This is a genomic window from Hymenobacter nivis (assembly GCF_006439025.1).
Taxonomy (GTDB): Bacteria; Bacteroidota; Bacteroidia; order Cytophagales; family Hymenobacteraceae; genus Hymenobacter; species Hymenobacter nivis_A.
This window is the reverse complement of record NZ_RCYZ01000004.1, coordinates 277,374-291,918: the sequence shown is the minus strand read 5'-3', so window position 1 is coordinate 291,918 and position 14,545 is coordinate 277,374. Positions and strand designations below refer to the sequence as shown.

Sequence of the window (14,545 nt, the reverse complement as noted above, 5' to 3'; positions counted from 1 at the left end):
ACTAATGCCTGGCCCGGTACTAGGTACCCGGGGTAGCCTTACCCCACTACGCCGGCCGGCACGGCGTGCAAAATCAGCCAGACGAGCTCGCGCAGGATTTCGCCCTCGTCCATACTGCCGCTTTCGATGCCCTTGCTCTGGGCGTCGGCCCGGCGGATGAGGTGGATGATGTCCACGACCCGCGCCGCGGGGTAGGCTTTCATCGCGTGCTGGTACTCCTTCTGGGCGAAGCTGTTGACGATGCCCAGGCCCTTGAACACGCCGTCGGTGGGGTTGGGGCCCGCCTGGTGCAGTACCATTAGCTTGCTGAAGAAGCCGAAGAGCAGCGTGAGGTTGGGGATGAGCGGGTTGGCCTTGGGGTTGGCTGCGAAGTAGCCCAGGATGCGGTTGGCCTTCAGCACGTCGCGCTGCACCAGGGCCTTTTGCAGCTCGAAAATATTGTACTCTTTGCTAATGCCCACCAGCCGCTGCACCAGCTCCTCGTCGATGGCCTGGCCGGGCTTGAGGTTGAGCACCAGCTTGTCGATTTCGTTGGCCAGCCGGCTCAGGTCGGCCCCGATGTACTCGGCCAGCAGGGCGGTGGCCTGCCCGGTAATTTGCTGGCCCAGGCCCCGTACGTGGGCCGTGAGCCAGGCCGGCACCTGGCTGTCATACAGCTTCTTGCTGGTCATCAGCACTACGCCGGGCACGTCTTTACCGGCCAGCAGCTTGCCGAGCTTCTTGCGGCTGTCGAGGGTTTTGTGCTTGTAGCAGAGCACCAGCACGGTGCTGGCGAGCGGGTTTTTGAGGTAGGCTTCCAGAAAGGGCCAGCTCCGCTCCTGCTCCAAATCGGCAATGGTCTGGGCCTCCTTCACGATGACGACCGTGCGCTCGGCCATCATGGGGAAGCGCTTGGCCTGGCCGAGCACGCCGGCCACGTCCACGTCCTTGCCGTAGAGCACGGCCTGGTTAAAGCTGCGGTCGGCTTCGGGCAGGGCCATTTTCTCAATCAGGTCGGCCACTACGTCGATGTAGTACGGCTCTTCGCCCTGCAAAAAATACACGGGCTGGAACTGCCCCTGCCGCAGCTGCTTGAAAATGGCGTCGGCGTCCTGTACCAATGGGTGAATGGGTAAATGAGTGAATGTGTGAATAAACGCGGCCCGCTCATTCCCTATCGGCAAAGGTAAAGCCGCCTAGTACCTTTGGCACGGCGTTTCCAACGCGCATTTTCCTGAGCAGGGCCCCCGGCTCATTCACCCATTCACCCATTCACCCATTCACTCCTTGAACCTCATTGACGAACTGACCTGGCGCGGCATGCTGCACGATGCCATGCCCGGCACCGCCGAGCACCTGGCCAGCACCGCGCCCGTGTCGGGCTACATCGGCTTCGACCCCACGGCCGCCTCGCTGCACATCGGCAACTTGGCCAGCATCATGCTGCTCATGCACTTGCAGCGCGCCGGCCACCGCCCCGTGGCCCTGGTGGGCGGCGCCACCGGCATGATCGGCGACCCCAGCGGCAAGTCGGCCGAGCGCAACCTGCTCGACGAGGCCACGCTGCGCGCCAACCAAGCCGGCATTCGGGCCCAACTCGAGCGGTTCCTGGATTTCAACGACTCGCCCACCGGGGCGCTGGTGGTGAATAACTACGACTGGTTCAAGGAATTCAGCTTTCTAGATTTCCTGCGCGATGTGGGCAAGCACCTCACCGTGAACTACATGATGGCCAAGGATTCGGTGAAGCGCCGCATTGGGGGCCCCGAGGATGGGGCCGCCGCCGGGGGCAGCGAGGGCATCAGCTACACCGAGTTCAGCTACCAGCTGCTGCAGGGCTACGACTTCTTTCACTTGTATAAGTCGCTGAACTGCACCCTGCAAATGGGCGGCAGCGACCAGTGGGGCAACATCACCACCGGCACCGAGCTCATCCGCCGCCTCGGGGGCCCCGAGGCTAAGGCCTACGCCCTCACCGGCCAGCTCATCACCAAGGCCGACGGTACCAAGTACGGCAAGTCCGAGAGCGGGGCCGTGTTCCTCGACCCGGCCCTGACCTCGCCCTACCAGTTCTACCAGTTCTTCCTGCGCGCCGACGACGCCGACGCGCCCCGCCTCGTCCGCGTGTTCACACTGCTGGACCAGGCCGAAATTGAGGCACTCGAGGCCCAGCACGCCCAAAACCCCGGCGCCAAGACCCTGCAAAAAGCCCTGGCCAAGGACGTTACCATCCGCGTGCACTCCGAAGCGGTGTACGAAGCGGCGTTGGCGGCCTCGCAGGTGCTCTTCGGCGGCGGCGACCTGGGGGCCCTCGACGAGGCTACATTGCGCGACGTGTTTGCCGGCGTGCCCCACCTGCGCGTGCCCCGCGCCGAGGCCGGGGCCCTCAACGTGGCCGTGCTGCTGAGCGAAGCCACGGGCCAACAAATCTTCCCCTCGCGCGGCGAGGTGCGCAAGCTTATCCAGGCCAACGGCCTAAGCCTGAACGGCCAGAAAGCCACCTCGCCCGACGCGCTGGTGGCCGAGCTGCCCCTGCTCCACGGCAAGTACCTGGTGGTGCAGCGCGGCAAGAAAAACTACTACCTCGTGGAGCTAACGTAGCCCTGGGGCCAGAACGGCCGCTAAGGCCACAAAAAAGGGGCCCCGCCAGCTGGCGGGGCCCCTTTTTTGTGGCCTTAGCGGCCCGGGAATTACTTCTTTTTGGCCGGAGCGGCTTTTTTGGCGGCAGCGGGCGCAGCCTTTTTAGCGGCGGCCGGAGCGGCTTTCTTGGCAGCCGCTTTGGGAGCGGCGGCGGGGGCTTCGGCGGTGTTCTTCATGTTCTGCACTTCGGTGCGGAACTCCTGGGCCATCGTCTTCAACTCCTGCATGCCCTTGCGGACGCGGGTGCCGGCGGCAGCGTTGTGCTTATCGTAAAACTTGTCGAAATCGCCTTCCAGCGAGAGTACCAGGTCTTTCAGTTTAGCAAAGTTGTTCATGGAGGTTTGGGGGGTTGGAATGGGGAAAAGAAACAGGTTGAAGCATTTAGACGGCCCTAATATACAGGGATTTCAAATGCAAGCAACTTTTAGCTATTTTTCCAATGTCCCCGCATTACGCAGAAAAGCAGTTTTTAGTTGAAAAACTGCCAACGCAGCGAATTACCTCCCGCTCGCTTATCTTGGCATAGTGCTAAAATAGACGCGCCGGCTACCTTTCGGGTAGCCGGCGCGCAGCACAAGGCAATGGCGAATTAGGCCGGCTGAGCGGCATTGCTGTACAAGCCCTTGTCGAGCTTGGCGGCCATGATTTCGAAGGCCCGGATGGTTTCCTCCACGTCGGCCAGCGAGTGCATGGCCGTGGGAATCAGGCGCAGCATAATCACGCCCTTGGGCACCACGGGGTACACCACGATAGAGCAAAAAATGCCGTGATTCTCGCGCAAATCGAAGGTAAGGGCCGTTGCGTCAGATATTTCCCCGTTCAGGAACACCGGCGTTACCGGCGATTCGGTGGTGCCGATGTTGAAACCTTTTTCGCGCAAGCCGCTTTGCAGGGCCCGCACCACGGTCCAGAGCTTTTCGCGGTACTCGGGGTGGCTGCGAATCAGCTCCAAGCGCTTCAGGGCCCCTATTACGAGCGGCATGGGCAGCGATTTTGCGAAAATCTGGCTGCGCATGTTGTATCGCAAATATTCAATAACTGTTTCGGTGCCCGCCACGAACGCGCCGACGCTGGCCATGCTCTTGGCGAAGGTGTAAAAGATTAGGTCCACGCCTTCGATGGCGCCCAAATGCTCGGCCGTACCGGCCCCGGTGGCCCCCAGCGTGCCGAAGCCGTGGGCGTCGTCGACGAAGATGCGGAAGTCGTATTTGGCCTTCAGGGCCACGATTTCGGGCAGCTTGCCCAAGTTGCCCGACATGCCGAACATGCCCTCGGTAATCACCAGAATGCCGCCGCCGGTTTCGTCGGTCAGGCGCTTGGCGCGCTCGAGCTGCTTCTCCAGGCTGGCCATGTCGTTGTGATTAAACACAAACCGCTTGCCCTGGTGCAGGCGCACCCCGTCGATGATGCAGGCGTGCGACTCAGCGTCGTACACGATGGCGTCGTGGCGGCTCACCAGCGCGTCGATGATGCTCACCACGCCCTGGTAGCCGAAGTTGAGCAGCAGCGCGGCGGGCTTCTGTACGAAGTCGGCCAGCTCGGTTTCGAGCTGCTCGTGCAGCGTCGAGTTGCCGCTCATGATGCGGGCCCCCATGGGGTAGGCCATGCCGTAGGCGGCGGCGCCGTCGATGTCGGCCTGCCGCACTTCGGGGTGGTTGGCCAGGCCGAGGTAGTTGTTCAGGCTCCAGGTAAGCACTTCCTTGCCGCGGAACATCATGCGGGGCTGAATTTCGCCTTCCAGCTTCGGAAATGCGAAATAGCCGTCGGCGTAGTGCGAGTGCGAGCCCAGCGGGCCCCGGTTGGCGGCGATGCGGTCAAAAATATCCACAGAGAAACGGGTGGTAAAATGGATGGTAAAAGGACGGGGTGACCCGGCGGGCCAGCGTGAAGCGTTGCCTTATAATAAGGCCAATTACAAAGATAACTCCGGGCCCGGGTTGTGCATAATTTAGGCGTAACAACCCGCTCGCCGCCGCAGGGTTTGCGGCGGCCGCGCCGTTTGCCGCTTTCTTTGCGGGCACACTGCTCGCTATCCCACCCGCTGCATGAAAAAGATCACCAAACTGCTCGTTGCCAACCGCGGCGAAATTGCCCTGCGCGTGCTGCGCTCGGCCAAGGAAATGGGCCTCCAGACGGTCGCCATCTACTCCGAGGCCGACCGCAACGCCTTGCACGTGCGCTACGCCGACGAGGCCGTGTGCGTGGGGCCCCCAGCCTCCAAAGACAGCTACCTGCGGGGCGACAAAATCATTGAAATCTGCAAGGAATTAGGCGTCGACGCCATCCACCCCGGCTATGGCTTCCTGAGCGAAAACGCCGGCTTTGCCCGCGCCGTGCGCGCGGCGGGCCTCATCTTCGTGGGGCCCTCGCCCGAGGCCATGGAAATCATGGGCGACAAGCTCTCGGCCAAGCAGGCCGTGGCCGATTTTGACATTCCGCTGGTGCCGGGCACCGCGGAGGCCATCACCGACGTGCCCGCCGCCCAGGCTATTGCCGAGCAAGTCGGTTTCCCGATCCTCATCAAGGCCTCGGCCGGGGGCGGCGGCAAGGGCATGCGCGTGGTGAACCACGCCGATGAATTTGTGGAGCAAATGCAGCTGGCCGTGTCGGAGGCCACGTCAGCGTTCGGCGACGGGGCCGTGTTCATCGAGAAGTACATCGGCGCGCCGCGCCACATCGAGATTCAGGTGCTCGGCGACGAGCACGGCCACATCGTGCACTTGTTCGAGCGCGAGTGCAGCATCCAGCGCCGCCACCAGAAGGTGATTGAAGAAGCGCCCTCTGCCGTGCTCACGCCCGAACTGCGCGCCCAGATGGGCCGGGCGGCCGTGGACGTGGCCCGCGCGTGCAACTACACGGGGGCCGGCACGGTGGAATTTCTACTCGACGAAAACCACAAGTTTTACTTCCTGGAGATGAACACGCGCCTGCAAGTGGAGCACCCCGTGACGGAGCAAATCACGGGCCTCGACTTGGTGAAGGAGCAAATCCGCATCGCCGAGGGCCAGCCCCTGCCCTTCCGCCAGGAAGATTTGACCATCCGGGGCCACGCCCTGGAGCTCCGCGTGTACGCCGAAGACCCGCAGAACAACTTCCTGCCCGACATCGGCACGCTCACCACCTACGTGCGCCCCCAGGGCCCCGGCGTGCGCGTGGATGACGGCTTCGAACAGGGCATGGACATCCCGATCTACTACGACCCGATGATTGCCAAGCTGGTCACCTTCGGGGCCGACCGCGCCGAGGCCATCGCCCGGATGCTGCGCGCCATCGAGGAATACCAGATTACGGGCATCGAAACCACGCTGGGCTTCGGGGCCTACGTGCTGCGCCACCCGGCCTTCGTGAGCGGCCACTTCGACACGAATTTCATCCGCGACCATTTCCCCGCCGGGGCCCTCGTGCCCCCCGCCCCCGATGAGGCCACCGCCCAGGTAGCGGCGGCGCTAGTGGCGATGCTGCTCGAAACCAAGCAGCCCCAAGCACCGGCCGCCGCCGGCGCCGCGGGGGCCCCAGCCGCCTCGGGCTGGCGCCGCAACCGGCTGGGCGTGCGGTAAGCACAGCCCGCTTTTACCTAAAAGCAAACGCCCCCGGCCGAATCGGCCGGGGGCGTTTGCTTGCTCGGGATTTTGCTTGGCTAAACTATTGCAAGTAATAGTGCCGGATGCGGTCCAGGTTGTCGTCTAGCTCATACACGAGCGGCACGCCGGTGGGAATGTCCAGGTTGGTCACTTCCTCGTCCGAAAGATGGTCGATGTACTGCACCAGGGCGCGCAGGCTGTTGCCGTGGGCGCACACAATTACCTTCTGGTTGCGGCGCAGGGCCCCCATTATTTTCTCCGTCCAGAAAGGCATTACGCGCTCCATGGTTTCGCTCAGGTTCTCGGTGAGGGGCAGCTCGCGGTTGGTGAGGTGCTGGTAGCGCAGGTCGTGGCCGGGGAAGCGCGGGTCGTCGGGGGTGATGGCCGGCGGGTGCTCGTGGGGGTCGCGCCGCCACTGCTGCACCTGGTCGGCGCCGTACTGGGCAGCAGTTTCGGCCTTGTTGAGGCCTTGCAGGGCCCCGTAGAACCGCTCGTTCAGGCGCCACGACTTCTGCACCGGCACCCAGAGCTGGTCCATTTCTTCGAGCGCGAGGTTGAGCGTTTTGATGGCCCGTTTCAGCACCGACGTAAAGCCCAGGTCGAAGGCGTAGCCGTTGGCTTTCAGCAGCTGGCCGGCGTGCACGGCCTGCTGGCGGCCGGCGTCCGTCAGGTCCACGTCGGTCCAGCCGGTGAAGCGGTTTTCCTGGTTCCACACGCTTTCGCCGTGGCGCAGCAGCACAAGTTTTTCCATGCGGGGCTTCAATTGGTGAGCGGACCGCAAGGTACTCGTCTTAGCCGTTGGGTTTGATGAAGCCGTGGCGCACGTACGTTCCGCTCGGGGCCCCAACGCACCGCCGGGCAAGCACTGTATATAATTAATAAAATATATTAATTATATTTCCGAACGCTTTTACCTCCGCGCATGAAGCCTCACACACTTTTACTCTTCTGGTTGCTGCTCAGTATCTTGCTGCTGAGCAGCACCGGCTCGACCACCCGGCCCCGCGGGGCGCAAGCCTTGGGCGCGCTGCCCTTTACGCCCGTCATTCCGCGCACCTGGGACAGCACGGCTTTGGCGGAGGCCGAGCTGCCACTGGCCACCGCCAAAGCCTCGCCCCAGCAGATAACAGCCGCTTATTACTACGCCCTGCCGGAGCGGGTGGCCTACAAAACCTACCCCGTGTACGCCCCCGGCCGCGAGCCCGCAGGCTACTGGGAAGGGCTGCAAAAGCGGGAGCCCGAAGTGGTATTCGACCCCAGCAAGCTGCGCACCGAAGCCGATTGGATTAAGGCCGGCGAGTTGCTATTCGATATGCCCATTGATGTGAGAGGGGCCATTATTTCCGTGGCTGATGCGCGGAATCCAGCTTTTTACACCGACAATAAAATCCGACTGACCAAGGATGGCGTGATGCCCTACGCCCGCTACGTTATTTCGACAAAAGGCACCGTGCAGCTTGGCAATTTGTCGTGCGCGATGTGCCACACGCGCGTCGAAAAAAATGGCGTGGTCTTGAAAGGTGCGCAGGGTAATTTCCCTGGCGACCGAGTCACCGCCTGGGATATTCGCCACGCGGCAGACTTTCCCGAGCCGGCCGTGCAGCACGTGGCCGGGGTGCTGTTCGACGCGCCGTTTGTGAAGGACGACCCCAATTCGGCACTTAGCCGCAAGCCGAAGGAAGAAATTGCTCAGGCCTTCGACGCGTTGCCGCCCGGCACCAACGGCCGGCAGGGCACCAGCATCCTGTTTCCGCCCGCTGTGCCCGACCTTATTGGCGTGGAGGGCCGCACCTACCTTGACCACGGCGGCCTGGCGCGGCACCGCAACATCGGGGATATGATGCGCTACATTGCCATCAACCAATCGACGGATGTTCTGGCCAGTTACGACGGCTTCATTCCGGCGGGGATGAAGCAACAAACCTTGCCCCCGCCCGGCAAAGCCCATTTTTCCGGTACCTTCGACCGCTACAGCGAGGCCCAACTCTACGCCTTGGCCAAGTACGTGTACTCGCTCCGGCCGCCCGTGAACCCCAACCAGCCCACGGCGCTGTCCAAGCGCGGCAGCCAGCTGTTTATCAAGGAAGGGTGCGTGAGTTGCCACACGCCGCCGCTCTACACCAACAACATGCTCACGCCCGTCGACGGCTTCGAGGTGCCCGCGGCACACCGCCAGAAGTACGACATCTTCGAGATTTCTATTGGCACCGACCCCGGCTACGCCCTCAAAACCCGGCGCGGCACCGGCTACTATAAAGTGCCTTCGCTGAAGGGCGTGTGGTACCGGGGGCCCTTCCTGCACGACGGCACGCTGGCCAGCTTAAACGATGTGCTGGACCCCAAACGGGTGCGCGCCGACTATGTGCCCACCGGCTTCCGCGGCGCGGGCGGGGGCCCCAAACCCGTGCCGGGCCACGAATTCGGGCTGGAACTGTCAGCTTCCGACCGCGACGCGCTGGTGGCATTCCTCAAAACCTTGTAGCCATGAAGTTTTTTTTCGCGCTGAGCTGCGTGCTGTGGGGCCTGGCCTGGGGGCCCCGGGCTGTGGGGCCCCCAGTTGCCGAATCAGCGGTTCGCTTTCAGATCAAGAACGCCGGCCTGACGGTGGACGGCACCCTGGCGGGCGTGGACGCCACCATTCAGTTCGACCCGGCCCACCCCGAGCAGGGCCACATCCAGGCCACCGTCCCGGTGAGCACCATCCGCACGGGCATCGGGCTGCGCGACCAGCACCTGCAGAAGCCTGACTACTTCGATGCGGCGCAGTTCCCCACCATCGCCCTGCAATCCAAAACCATCCGCCTGGTGGGCCCGGGCCGGTTCGAGGGCGTGTTCGCACTCACCATGAAAGGCATCACGCGCGACGTAACAATCCCTTTCACCGTATCGGCGGCCCACGAGTTCCGGGGCCAGTTCCAAGTCAACCGACTCGATTACGGCCTGGGCAAGACCAGCCTTGTGCTGGCCGATGAGGTAACCGTGAGCGTACGGGCCAGGACCGCCGCCGGCCAGTAGGGCCCCGTACGGGGCCCCAACCCGCCGCCCGGCCGGGCCGTTGAACCGACGAACCCCTCCGTCCACCCACCTCCTACCGGCCATGCGCATCGTCGCCCTCGAAGAACACGTTTCCTTTCCCGACTTGGTCAACCGCATCAGCCCCGCCGTGCGGGCGCAAGCGGGCTGGCCCACCGCCGATGCCCCCAACTCGCCAGTGCACGCGCAGCAGGCAAAACTGGAAGAAATAGGGCCCCTGCGCCTCCGCCTGATGGACGAGGCCGGCGTCACGGTGCAGGTGCTGTCGGTGGCGGGCCCCGGCGCCGAGCTGCTGCCGCCCACCGAAGGCCCCGCTTTCGCTCGCGAATACAACGACCGCCTGGCCCAGGCCATTGCCGCGCACCCCGGCCGCTTCGCCGGCTTCGCGCACCTGCCCACCACGGCCCCTGCCGCAGCCGCCGACGAGCTGGCCCGCGCCGTGGAAACCCACGGTTTCGTGGGGGCCCTGCTGAGCGGCACCATTAACGGCCTGTTTCTCGACGACCCGCAGTTTGCCCCGCTGCTGGCCCGGGCCGAGGCACTGGGTGTGCCGCTGTACCTGCACCCCGGCATCCCGCCCCAGGCCGTGCGCGATGCCTACTACAGCCACCTGCCCCACGGCCTCGACCAGCGCCTGGCCATGGCTGGCTTCGGTTGGCACGCTGAAACCGCCGTGCACGTGCTGCGCCTCGTCCTCTCGGGCACGCTCGATCAGTACCCGCGCCTCCAGCTCATCATCGGCCACATGGGCGAAACCCTGCCCGTGATGATGGCCCGCTGCGACCAGGTGATGCCCCAGGCTGAAACCCAGCTCCCGCGCACCGTGTCCCAAACCTTGCGCGACCAAGTGTACCTCACCACCAGCGGCATCTTCACCCGCCCGCCCCTCGAAGCCGCCCTGGCCACCTTCGGCCTCGAACGCATCCTCTTTTCCATCGATTACCCATTTGCGCCCAACGTGGCCGGCCAGCAATTTCTAGCCGGCCTGCAAATGCCCCCGGTCGACCTGGAAAAACTGGCGCACGGCAACGCGGACCGGGTATTGAAGTTGGGGTAAATAATTAGGGGCCCCGGCCAGTATTAAAAAACGCAAAGCGTCCGGCTAAGTCAGCCGGACGCTTTGCGTCTAATCAACATATACCGGATCAACCCATTACAAAAGCCGTCGGCTAGTACAAAGCTCCGCGTACTTACACCAATTCCGTAATCTCGCGCACGCCTACTGGCCGGGCGGCGGTGAAGCCTTCACCAAATTCTGCGCCGATGATGTGGCCGAACTCGCGGGCCCGGGCTTCCATAAATCGCTCGAACGCCTGGCCCGACAGGTACGTGGCGGGGGCCCCGGGGTCGGCGTTGGGGTTGAAGAACTGGCTGCCGAAGGCGTGGATGGCGTCCCACTTGCCCTGCCAGTAAGGCGTAATGTCCACCACGAAAGCCGGCACTAGCTGCTGGTCTTGGATGTAGTGGTACACCTTGCGGGGCCGCCAGGGCGCCTGGGGCTGGCCGTTTTCGTCCAGCGTTTCAATCATGCGCAGGCCGCTCAAAAAGCAGGCGTCGATGGCCAGTTGGGCCCCCTTGCCGTGGTCGGGGTGGCGGTCGGCCACGGCGTTGCACAGCACCACGTCGGGCTGGTAGCGGCGCAGCGCGGCAATGAGCGGCAACTGATGCTCGCGGTCGTTGCGAAAAAAGCCATCGGGCATCCCCAGGTTTTCGCGCACACTCAAGCCCAGAATTTTGCTGGCTGCGGCGGCTTCGGCGGCGCGGATTTCTACGCTGCCGCGGGTGCCCAGCTCGCCGCGGGTGAAGTCGACCACACCAATGGTTTTGCCCGCGGCGCGGGCCGCCAGCAGCGTGCCGGCGCACGACATCTCCACATCGTCGGGGTGGGCCCCCAGGGCCAGTACGTCTACCTTGATCACAGATTTTGCAGATTTAGGGGATTACGCAGATTCAGCGATTACTTCTGTTTTGTTACTGCTTTGCTTCTTACTTACGATGCTACTTCTGTCTTGGCACAGCCATCTACTCAGCTAGCTACTCAGTTATCACCGTAGTGAACCAGCGTAGCCGCTCAAGTTTACAACCTCAAACGCTCGTTCAAATCGGGCTGCTACATCTGCGCAATCCCCTAGATCTGCAAAATCTGCGATCTTATTTGATGCGCAGCTTTTTGCCAGGTTGCAGCTTTTTAACACCTGGGTTCAGGCGCTTGAGGGTGCTCAAGCCCACGCCGTACTTTTCAGCCACCTCTGAGAGCGTATCGCCCGGGCGCACGCGATGCGACACCACCACGCGCGCGGCGCTGGGGGCCCCACGGCGGCTACCCCTGGCGCTGCTGCTACTGCTGCGCCGGCCGCCGGTGAGGCTGCCGCCACCGCGCTGCAAGGCCCGGCTGTAATAATCAAACAGGGCAGATGTGATGGTGAAGTTGTCCTTGCGCAGCTTGTTCTCGGGGAAGTCGTATAGCTGAATCGGGTTGATGGGGTTGCCTTGGTAGCGCACCTCAAAGTGCAGGTGCGAGCCCGAGCTATGGCCCGTGCTGCCGCCGTAGGCAATGAGCTCGCCGGCTTTTACAAACGTGCCCACCGGCACCAGCGCCTTGCTCAGGTGGCCATAAAGGGTTTCGAGGCCGTTGTAATGGCGCACCAGCAAGTAGTTGCCGTAGCCGGCCCCGTCCCACTTACTCACGCGCACCACCCCGTCAAACACGGCCTTCACCGAGTCGCCCGTTTCCAGGTCCAGGTCCACGCCGAAATGCCAGCGGTAGCCCCGGAAGCCGAAGCCTGAGGTAATGGGCGTCGCCGCCATGGGCATCTGGCTGAACCGCTCGCGGCTGGCATCGGTCAGCTTCAAGTTCACCGAGTCGCGGAAGCGGCGGCCGTCCACGTGGTAGGGGTTGATGCTGTGCGTGTCCCAGATGGAGTAGTAGCCCGCCACTTTCACCCACGACGAGTCGATGAGCACCTCCTCCGACATCTCCACAATCTCTTGCCCCCCTTCGTTGAGCGTGGTCGTGTCCTCGCTCACGATGCTCAGCTTTTTGGCCGGATTGAAGCGCAGCGACTTGGCCGCATCAGAGTTTTCGTCGTGGATTTCCTCCGTTTCGATGATCGTCGTGGTGTCGGGCCGCACGTACTTCATGCGCGGGGTTTTCACCCGGAAGAAGTCCGACCGGCGGCCCGTGCGCTCGTTTTTGGGGTGCGCCGGCCGCCGGCCCTGGGCCCCCACCGGGGCCGTGCCCAGGCCGGCCAGCAGCAGCACGAGCAGCGCCACGGGGCGCAAAAGTTTTAAGTGATGAAGCAGCAAAAGCAGGGAAGCAAAGCGAAAACCAAGATTAATGCAGGCCCAAGGCAGCCAAGTACCGCTCGGCGTCGAGGGCGGCCATGCAGCCGGTACCGGCCGCCGTCACGGCTTGGCGGTAGGTGAAGTCCTGCACGTCGCCGCAGGCAAACACACCGTCCACGTTGGTCTTGCTCGTGCCGGGCAGCGTCTTCAGGTAGCCCTGCTCGTCGTGGTGCAGGTAAGGCTGGAAAATCTTGGAGTTCGGCTCGTGCCCAATGGCTACAAAAAAGCCGGTAAGGGCAATTTCGCGGGTTTCGTGGGTCAGCAGGTTTTTCACCCGCACGCCTTCCACGGCGTGCTCGCCCAAAATTTCGTCGGTGGCCGTATCAAACAGCACCTCGATCTTGGGGTTGTCGAGCACGCGCTGCTGCATGATTTTCGAGGCCTTCATCTCGCCCTTTCGCACAATCATGGTCACCTTGCTGGCCAGGTTGGCCAGGTACGTGGCTTCCTCTGCCGCCGTGTCGCCGGCCCCCACAATGGCCACTTCCTGGCCCCGGTAGAAGAACCCGTCACATACGGCGCAGGCCGATACACCCGAGCCGTTCAACCGCGCTTCCGATGGCAGCCCAAGCCATTTGGCAGAGGCCCCGGTGGCGATGATCACGGCGTCGGCCGTCAGTTCCGTCGTTTCGTCGATGGTGATTTTGTGCGGGTGGCTGGAGAAGTCCACCTTCGTAGCAATGCCGTAGCGGATATCGGTTCCGAAGCGGGTAGCCTGCTTCTTCAGGTCCTCCATCATCTCGGGGCCCATGATGCCATCGGGGTAGCCAGGGAAATTCTCCACGTCATTCGTGATGGTGAGCTGCCCGCCGGGCTGCAGGCCCATGTACATGACGGGGGCCATGTTGGCCCGGGCGGCGTAGATAGCGGCGGTATAGCCCGCGGGGCCCGAACCAATGATCAGGCACTTGTGGTGTTGCGACATGTTGTAAGTAGGGCCCCTGGGGCCGTAGCACGGGGCTGGGGGCCCCATAACTGATAAGAAACAAAGCGGGGCCAGTAGCCCCGCCGCTAGCAAAAAACCCCAACCTTACAGCCGGGGTTTTTATGCATTGCAAAATTAAGTAGAATTAACCCAAATAAGGCTTCAGCGCCTTCGAGCGCGAGGTATGACGCAGGCGGCGAATGGCTTTTTCCTTGATCTGGCGCACCCGCTCGCGGGTCAGGTTGAACTTCTCGCCAATTTCTTCCAGCGTCAGGGCGGCTTCGCCATTCAAGCCGAAGTACAGGGTAATAACGTCGGCCTCGCGCTTGGTGAGCGTGCTCAGCGCACGCTGCACTTCCTTGCGGAGCGAGTCGTTCATCAAAGCCATGTCGGGCGATTCCTCGTCCTCATTTTCGAGCACGTCGAGCAGGCGGTTTTCCTCGCCTTGCACAAACGGCGCATCCACCGACACGTGGCGGCCCGAAATTTTGAGCGTGTCCACCACTTCCGAGGTGGTCAGCTCCAGCACTTCGGCAATTTCCTCAGGCGAAGGCTCGCGCTCAAACTTCTGCTCCAGTTCTGAAAACGACTTGCTGATTTTGTTCAACGAGCCCACCCGATTAAGGGGCAGGCGCACGATGCGGCTTTGCTCGGCCAGGGCCTGCAGGATGGACTGGCGAATCCACCACACGGCGTACGAAATGAATTTAAAACCACGGGTTTCGTCAAAACGCTTGGCGGCTTTGATCAAGCCCAGGTTCCCCTCATTGATGAGGTCACCAAGGCTAAGCCCCTGGTTCTGATATTGTTTTGCTACCGACACCACAAAGCGCAAGTTGGCTTTGGTAAGCTTTTCCAGCGCCTGCTGGTCCCCGTCGCGAATGCGCTGGGCCAGGGTCACCTCCTCATCGGGGGTGAGCAAATCCACCCGCCCAATCTCCTGGAGATACTTATCCAGCGATTGGCTTTCGCGGTTGGTAATCTGCTTGCTGATTTTTAACTGTCTCATGGAAAGAGGTAAAGACGATAACTGAGGGTGATA

Annotated in this window: 12 protein-coding genes and 1 pseudogene; 5 read left to right on the top strand and 8 right to left on the bottom strand. The window is 62.7% G+C overall.

Annotated elements, in window-relative coordinates:
• Positions 1–38 precede the first annotated feature (38 nt).
• Complete coding sequence (gene holA / locus EAH73_RS11535) at positions 39–1,100, bottom strand: DNA polymerase III subunit delta (protein WP_140466636.1); 1,062 nt, start codon at positions 1,098–1,100, stop codon at positions 39–41.
• A 166-nt stretch (positions 1,101–1,266) separates the two neighbouring features.
• Here holA and tyrS point away from each other — a divergent pair, with 166 nt between their 5' ends.
• The gene (gene tyrS / locus EAH73_RS11530; RefSeq protein WP_140466635.1) at positions 1,267–2,580 is read left to right on the top strand and encodes a tyrosine--tRNA ligase; all 1,314 of its coding nucleotides are present in this window, start codon (positions 1,267–1,269) and stop codon (positions 2,578–2,580) included.
• A gap of 203 nt (positions 2,581–2,783) precedes the next feature.
• On the opposite strand, the pseudogene EAH73_RS23980 reads toward tyrS, so the two are convergent.
• Positions 2,784–2,954: pseudogene (locus tag EAH73_RS23980) on the bottom strand (histone H1); the annotation flags it as partial.
• 254 nt (positions 2,955–3,208) lie between these two features.
• Positions 3,209–4,447, bottom strand: a complete 1,239-nt coding sequence (locus tag EAH73_RS11520) for an aminotransferase class I/II-fold pyridoxal phosphate-dependent enzyme (RefSeq protein ID WP_140466634.1) — start codon at positions 4,445–4,447, stop codon at positions 3,209–3,211.
• Positions 4,448–4,664: 217 nt separating this feature from the next.
• Here EAH73_RS11520 and accC point away from each other — a divergent pair, with 217 nt between their 5' ends.
• Complete coding sequence (gene accC, locus EAH73_RS11515; protein ID WP_140466633.1) at positions 4,665–6,176, top strand: acetyl-CoA carboxylase biotin carboxylase subunit; 1,512 nt, start codon at positions 4,665–4,667, stop codon at positions 6,174–6,176.
• 85 nt (positions 6,177–6,261) lie between these two features.
• On the opposite strand, the gene gpmA is transcribed toward accC, so the two are convergent.
• Entirely contained in the window at positions 6,262–6,951 is a 690-nt protein-coding gene (gene gpmA, locus EAH73_RS11510; protein WP_140466632.1) for a 2,3-diphosphoglycerate-dependent phosphoglycerate mutase, read from the bottom strand.
• A 171-nt stretch (positions 6,952–7,122) separates the two neighbouring features.
• On the opposite strand from gpmA, the gene EAH73_RS11505 reads away from it, so the two are divergent.
• The 3 genes from EAH73_RS11505 to EAH73_RS11495 all read left to right on the top strand — a co-directional run bounded on the left by EAH73_RS11505 (position 7,123) and on the right by EAH73_RS11495 (position 10,290).
• Entirely contained in the window at positions 7,123–8,682 is a 1,560-nt protein-coding gene (locus tag EAH73_RS11505) for a hypothetical protein (RefSeq protein ID WP_140466631.1), read from the top strand.
• 2 nt (positions 8,683–8,684) lie between these two features.
• Positions 8,685–9,215, top strand: a complete 531-nt coding sequence (locus tag EAH73_RS11500) for a YceI family protein (RefSeq protein ID WP_140466630.1) — start codon at positions 8,685–8,687, stop codon at positions 9,213–9,215.
• A gap of 82 nt (positions 9,216–9,297) precedes the next feature.
• A complete protein-coding gene (locus tag EAH73_RS11495) occupies positions 9,298–10,290 on the top strand; it encodes an amidohydrolase family protein (RefSeq protein WP_140466629.1) in 993 nt (330 codons plus the stop codon).
• A gap of 133 nt (positions 10,291–10,423) precedes the next feature.
• Here EAH73_RS11495 and bshB1 read toward each other — a convergent pair whose 3' ends face one another.
• From bshB1 to EAH73_RS11475, 4 genes are all read right to left on the bottom strand, one after another.
• Positions 10,424–11,152, bottom strand: a complete 729-nt coding sequence (gene bshB1 / locus EAH73_RS11490) for a bacillithiol biosynthesis deacetylase BshB1 (protein WP_317129389.1) — start codon at positions 11,150–11,152, stop codon at positions 10,424–10,426.
• A 232-nt stretch (positions 11,153–11,384) separates the two neighbouring features.
• A complete protein-coding gene (locus EAH73_RS11485; protein WP_240047222.1) occupies positions 11,385–12,539 on the bottom strand; it encodes a peptidoglycan DD-metalloendopeptidase family protein in 1,155 nt (384 codons plus the stop codon).
• A gap of 28 nt (positions 12,540–12,567) precedes the next feature.
• The gene (gene trxB, locus EAH73_RS11480; protein ID WP_140466628.1) at positions 12,568–13,503 is read right to left on the bottom strand and encodes a thioredoxin-disulfide reductase; all 936 of its coding nucleotides are present in this window, start codon (positions 13,501–13,503) and stop codon (positions 12,568–12,570) included.
• A gap of 145 nt (positions 13,504–13,648) precedes the next feature.
• Positions 13,649–14,512 carry an RNA polymerase sigma factor RpoD/SigA gene (locus EAH73_RS11475; RefSeq protein WP_068231931.1) on the bottom strand — a complete coding sequence of 288 codons (864 nt, stop codon included), beginning with the start codon at positions 14,510–14,512 and terminating at the stop codon, positions 13,649–13,651.
• Positions 14,513–14,545: the final 33 nt, after the last annotated feature.

Coding starts and splice junctions, on each gene's coding strand:
- accC (WP_140466633.1), top strand. CDS start 4,665: ATGAAAAAGATCACCAAACTGCTCGTTGCCAACCGCGGCGAAATTGCC.
- gpmA (WP_140466632.1), bottom strand. CDS start 6,951: ATGGAAAAACTTGTGCTGCTGCGCCACGGCGAAAGCGTGTGGAACCAG.
- EAH73_RS11505 (WP_140466631.1), top strand. CDS start 7,123: ATGAAGCCTCACACACTTTTACTCTTCTGGTTGCTGCTCAGTATCTTG.
- EAH73_RS11500 (WP_140466630.1), top strand. CDS start 8,685: ATGAAGTTTTTTTTCGCGCTGAGCTGCGTGCTGTGGGGCCTGGCCTGG.
- EAH73_RS11495 (WP_140466629.1), top strand. CDS start 9,298: ATGCGCATCGTCGCCCTCGAAGAACACGTTTCCTTTCCCGACTTGGTC.
- trxB (WP_140466628.1), bottom strand. CDS start 13,503: ATGTCGCAACACCACAAGTGCCTGATCATTGGTTCGGGCCCCGCGGGC.
- EAH73_RS11475 (WP_068231931.1), bottom strand. CDS start 14,512: ATGAGACAGTTAAAAATCAGCAAGCAGATTACCAACCGCGAAAGCCAA.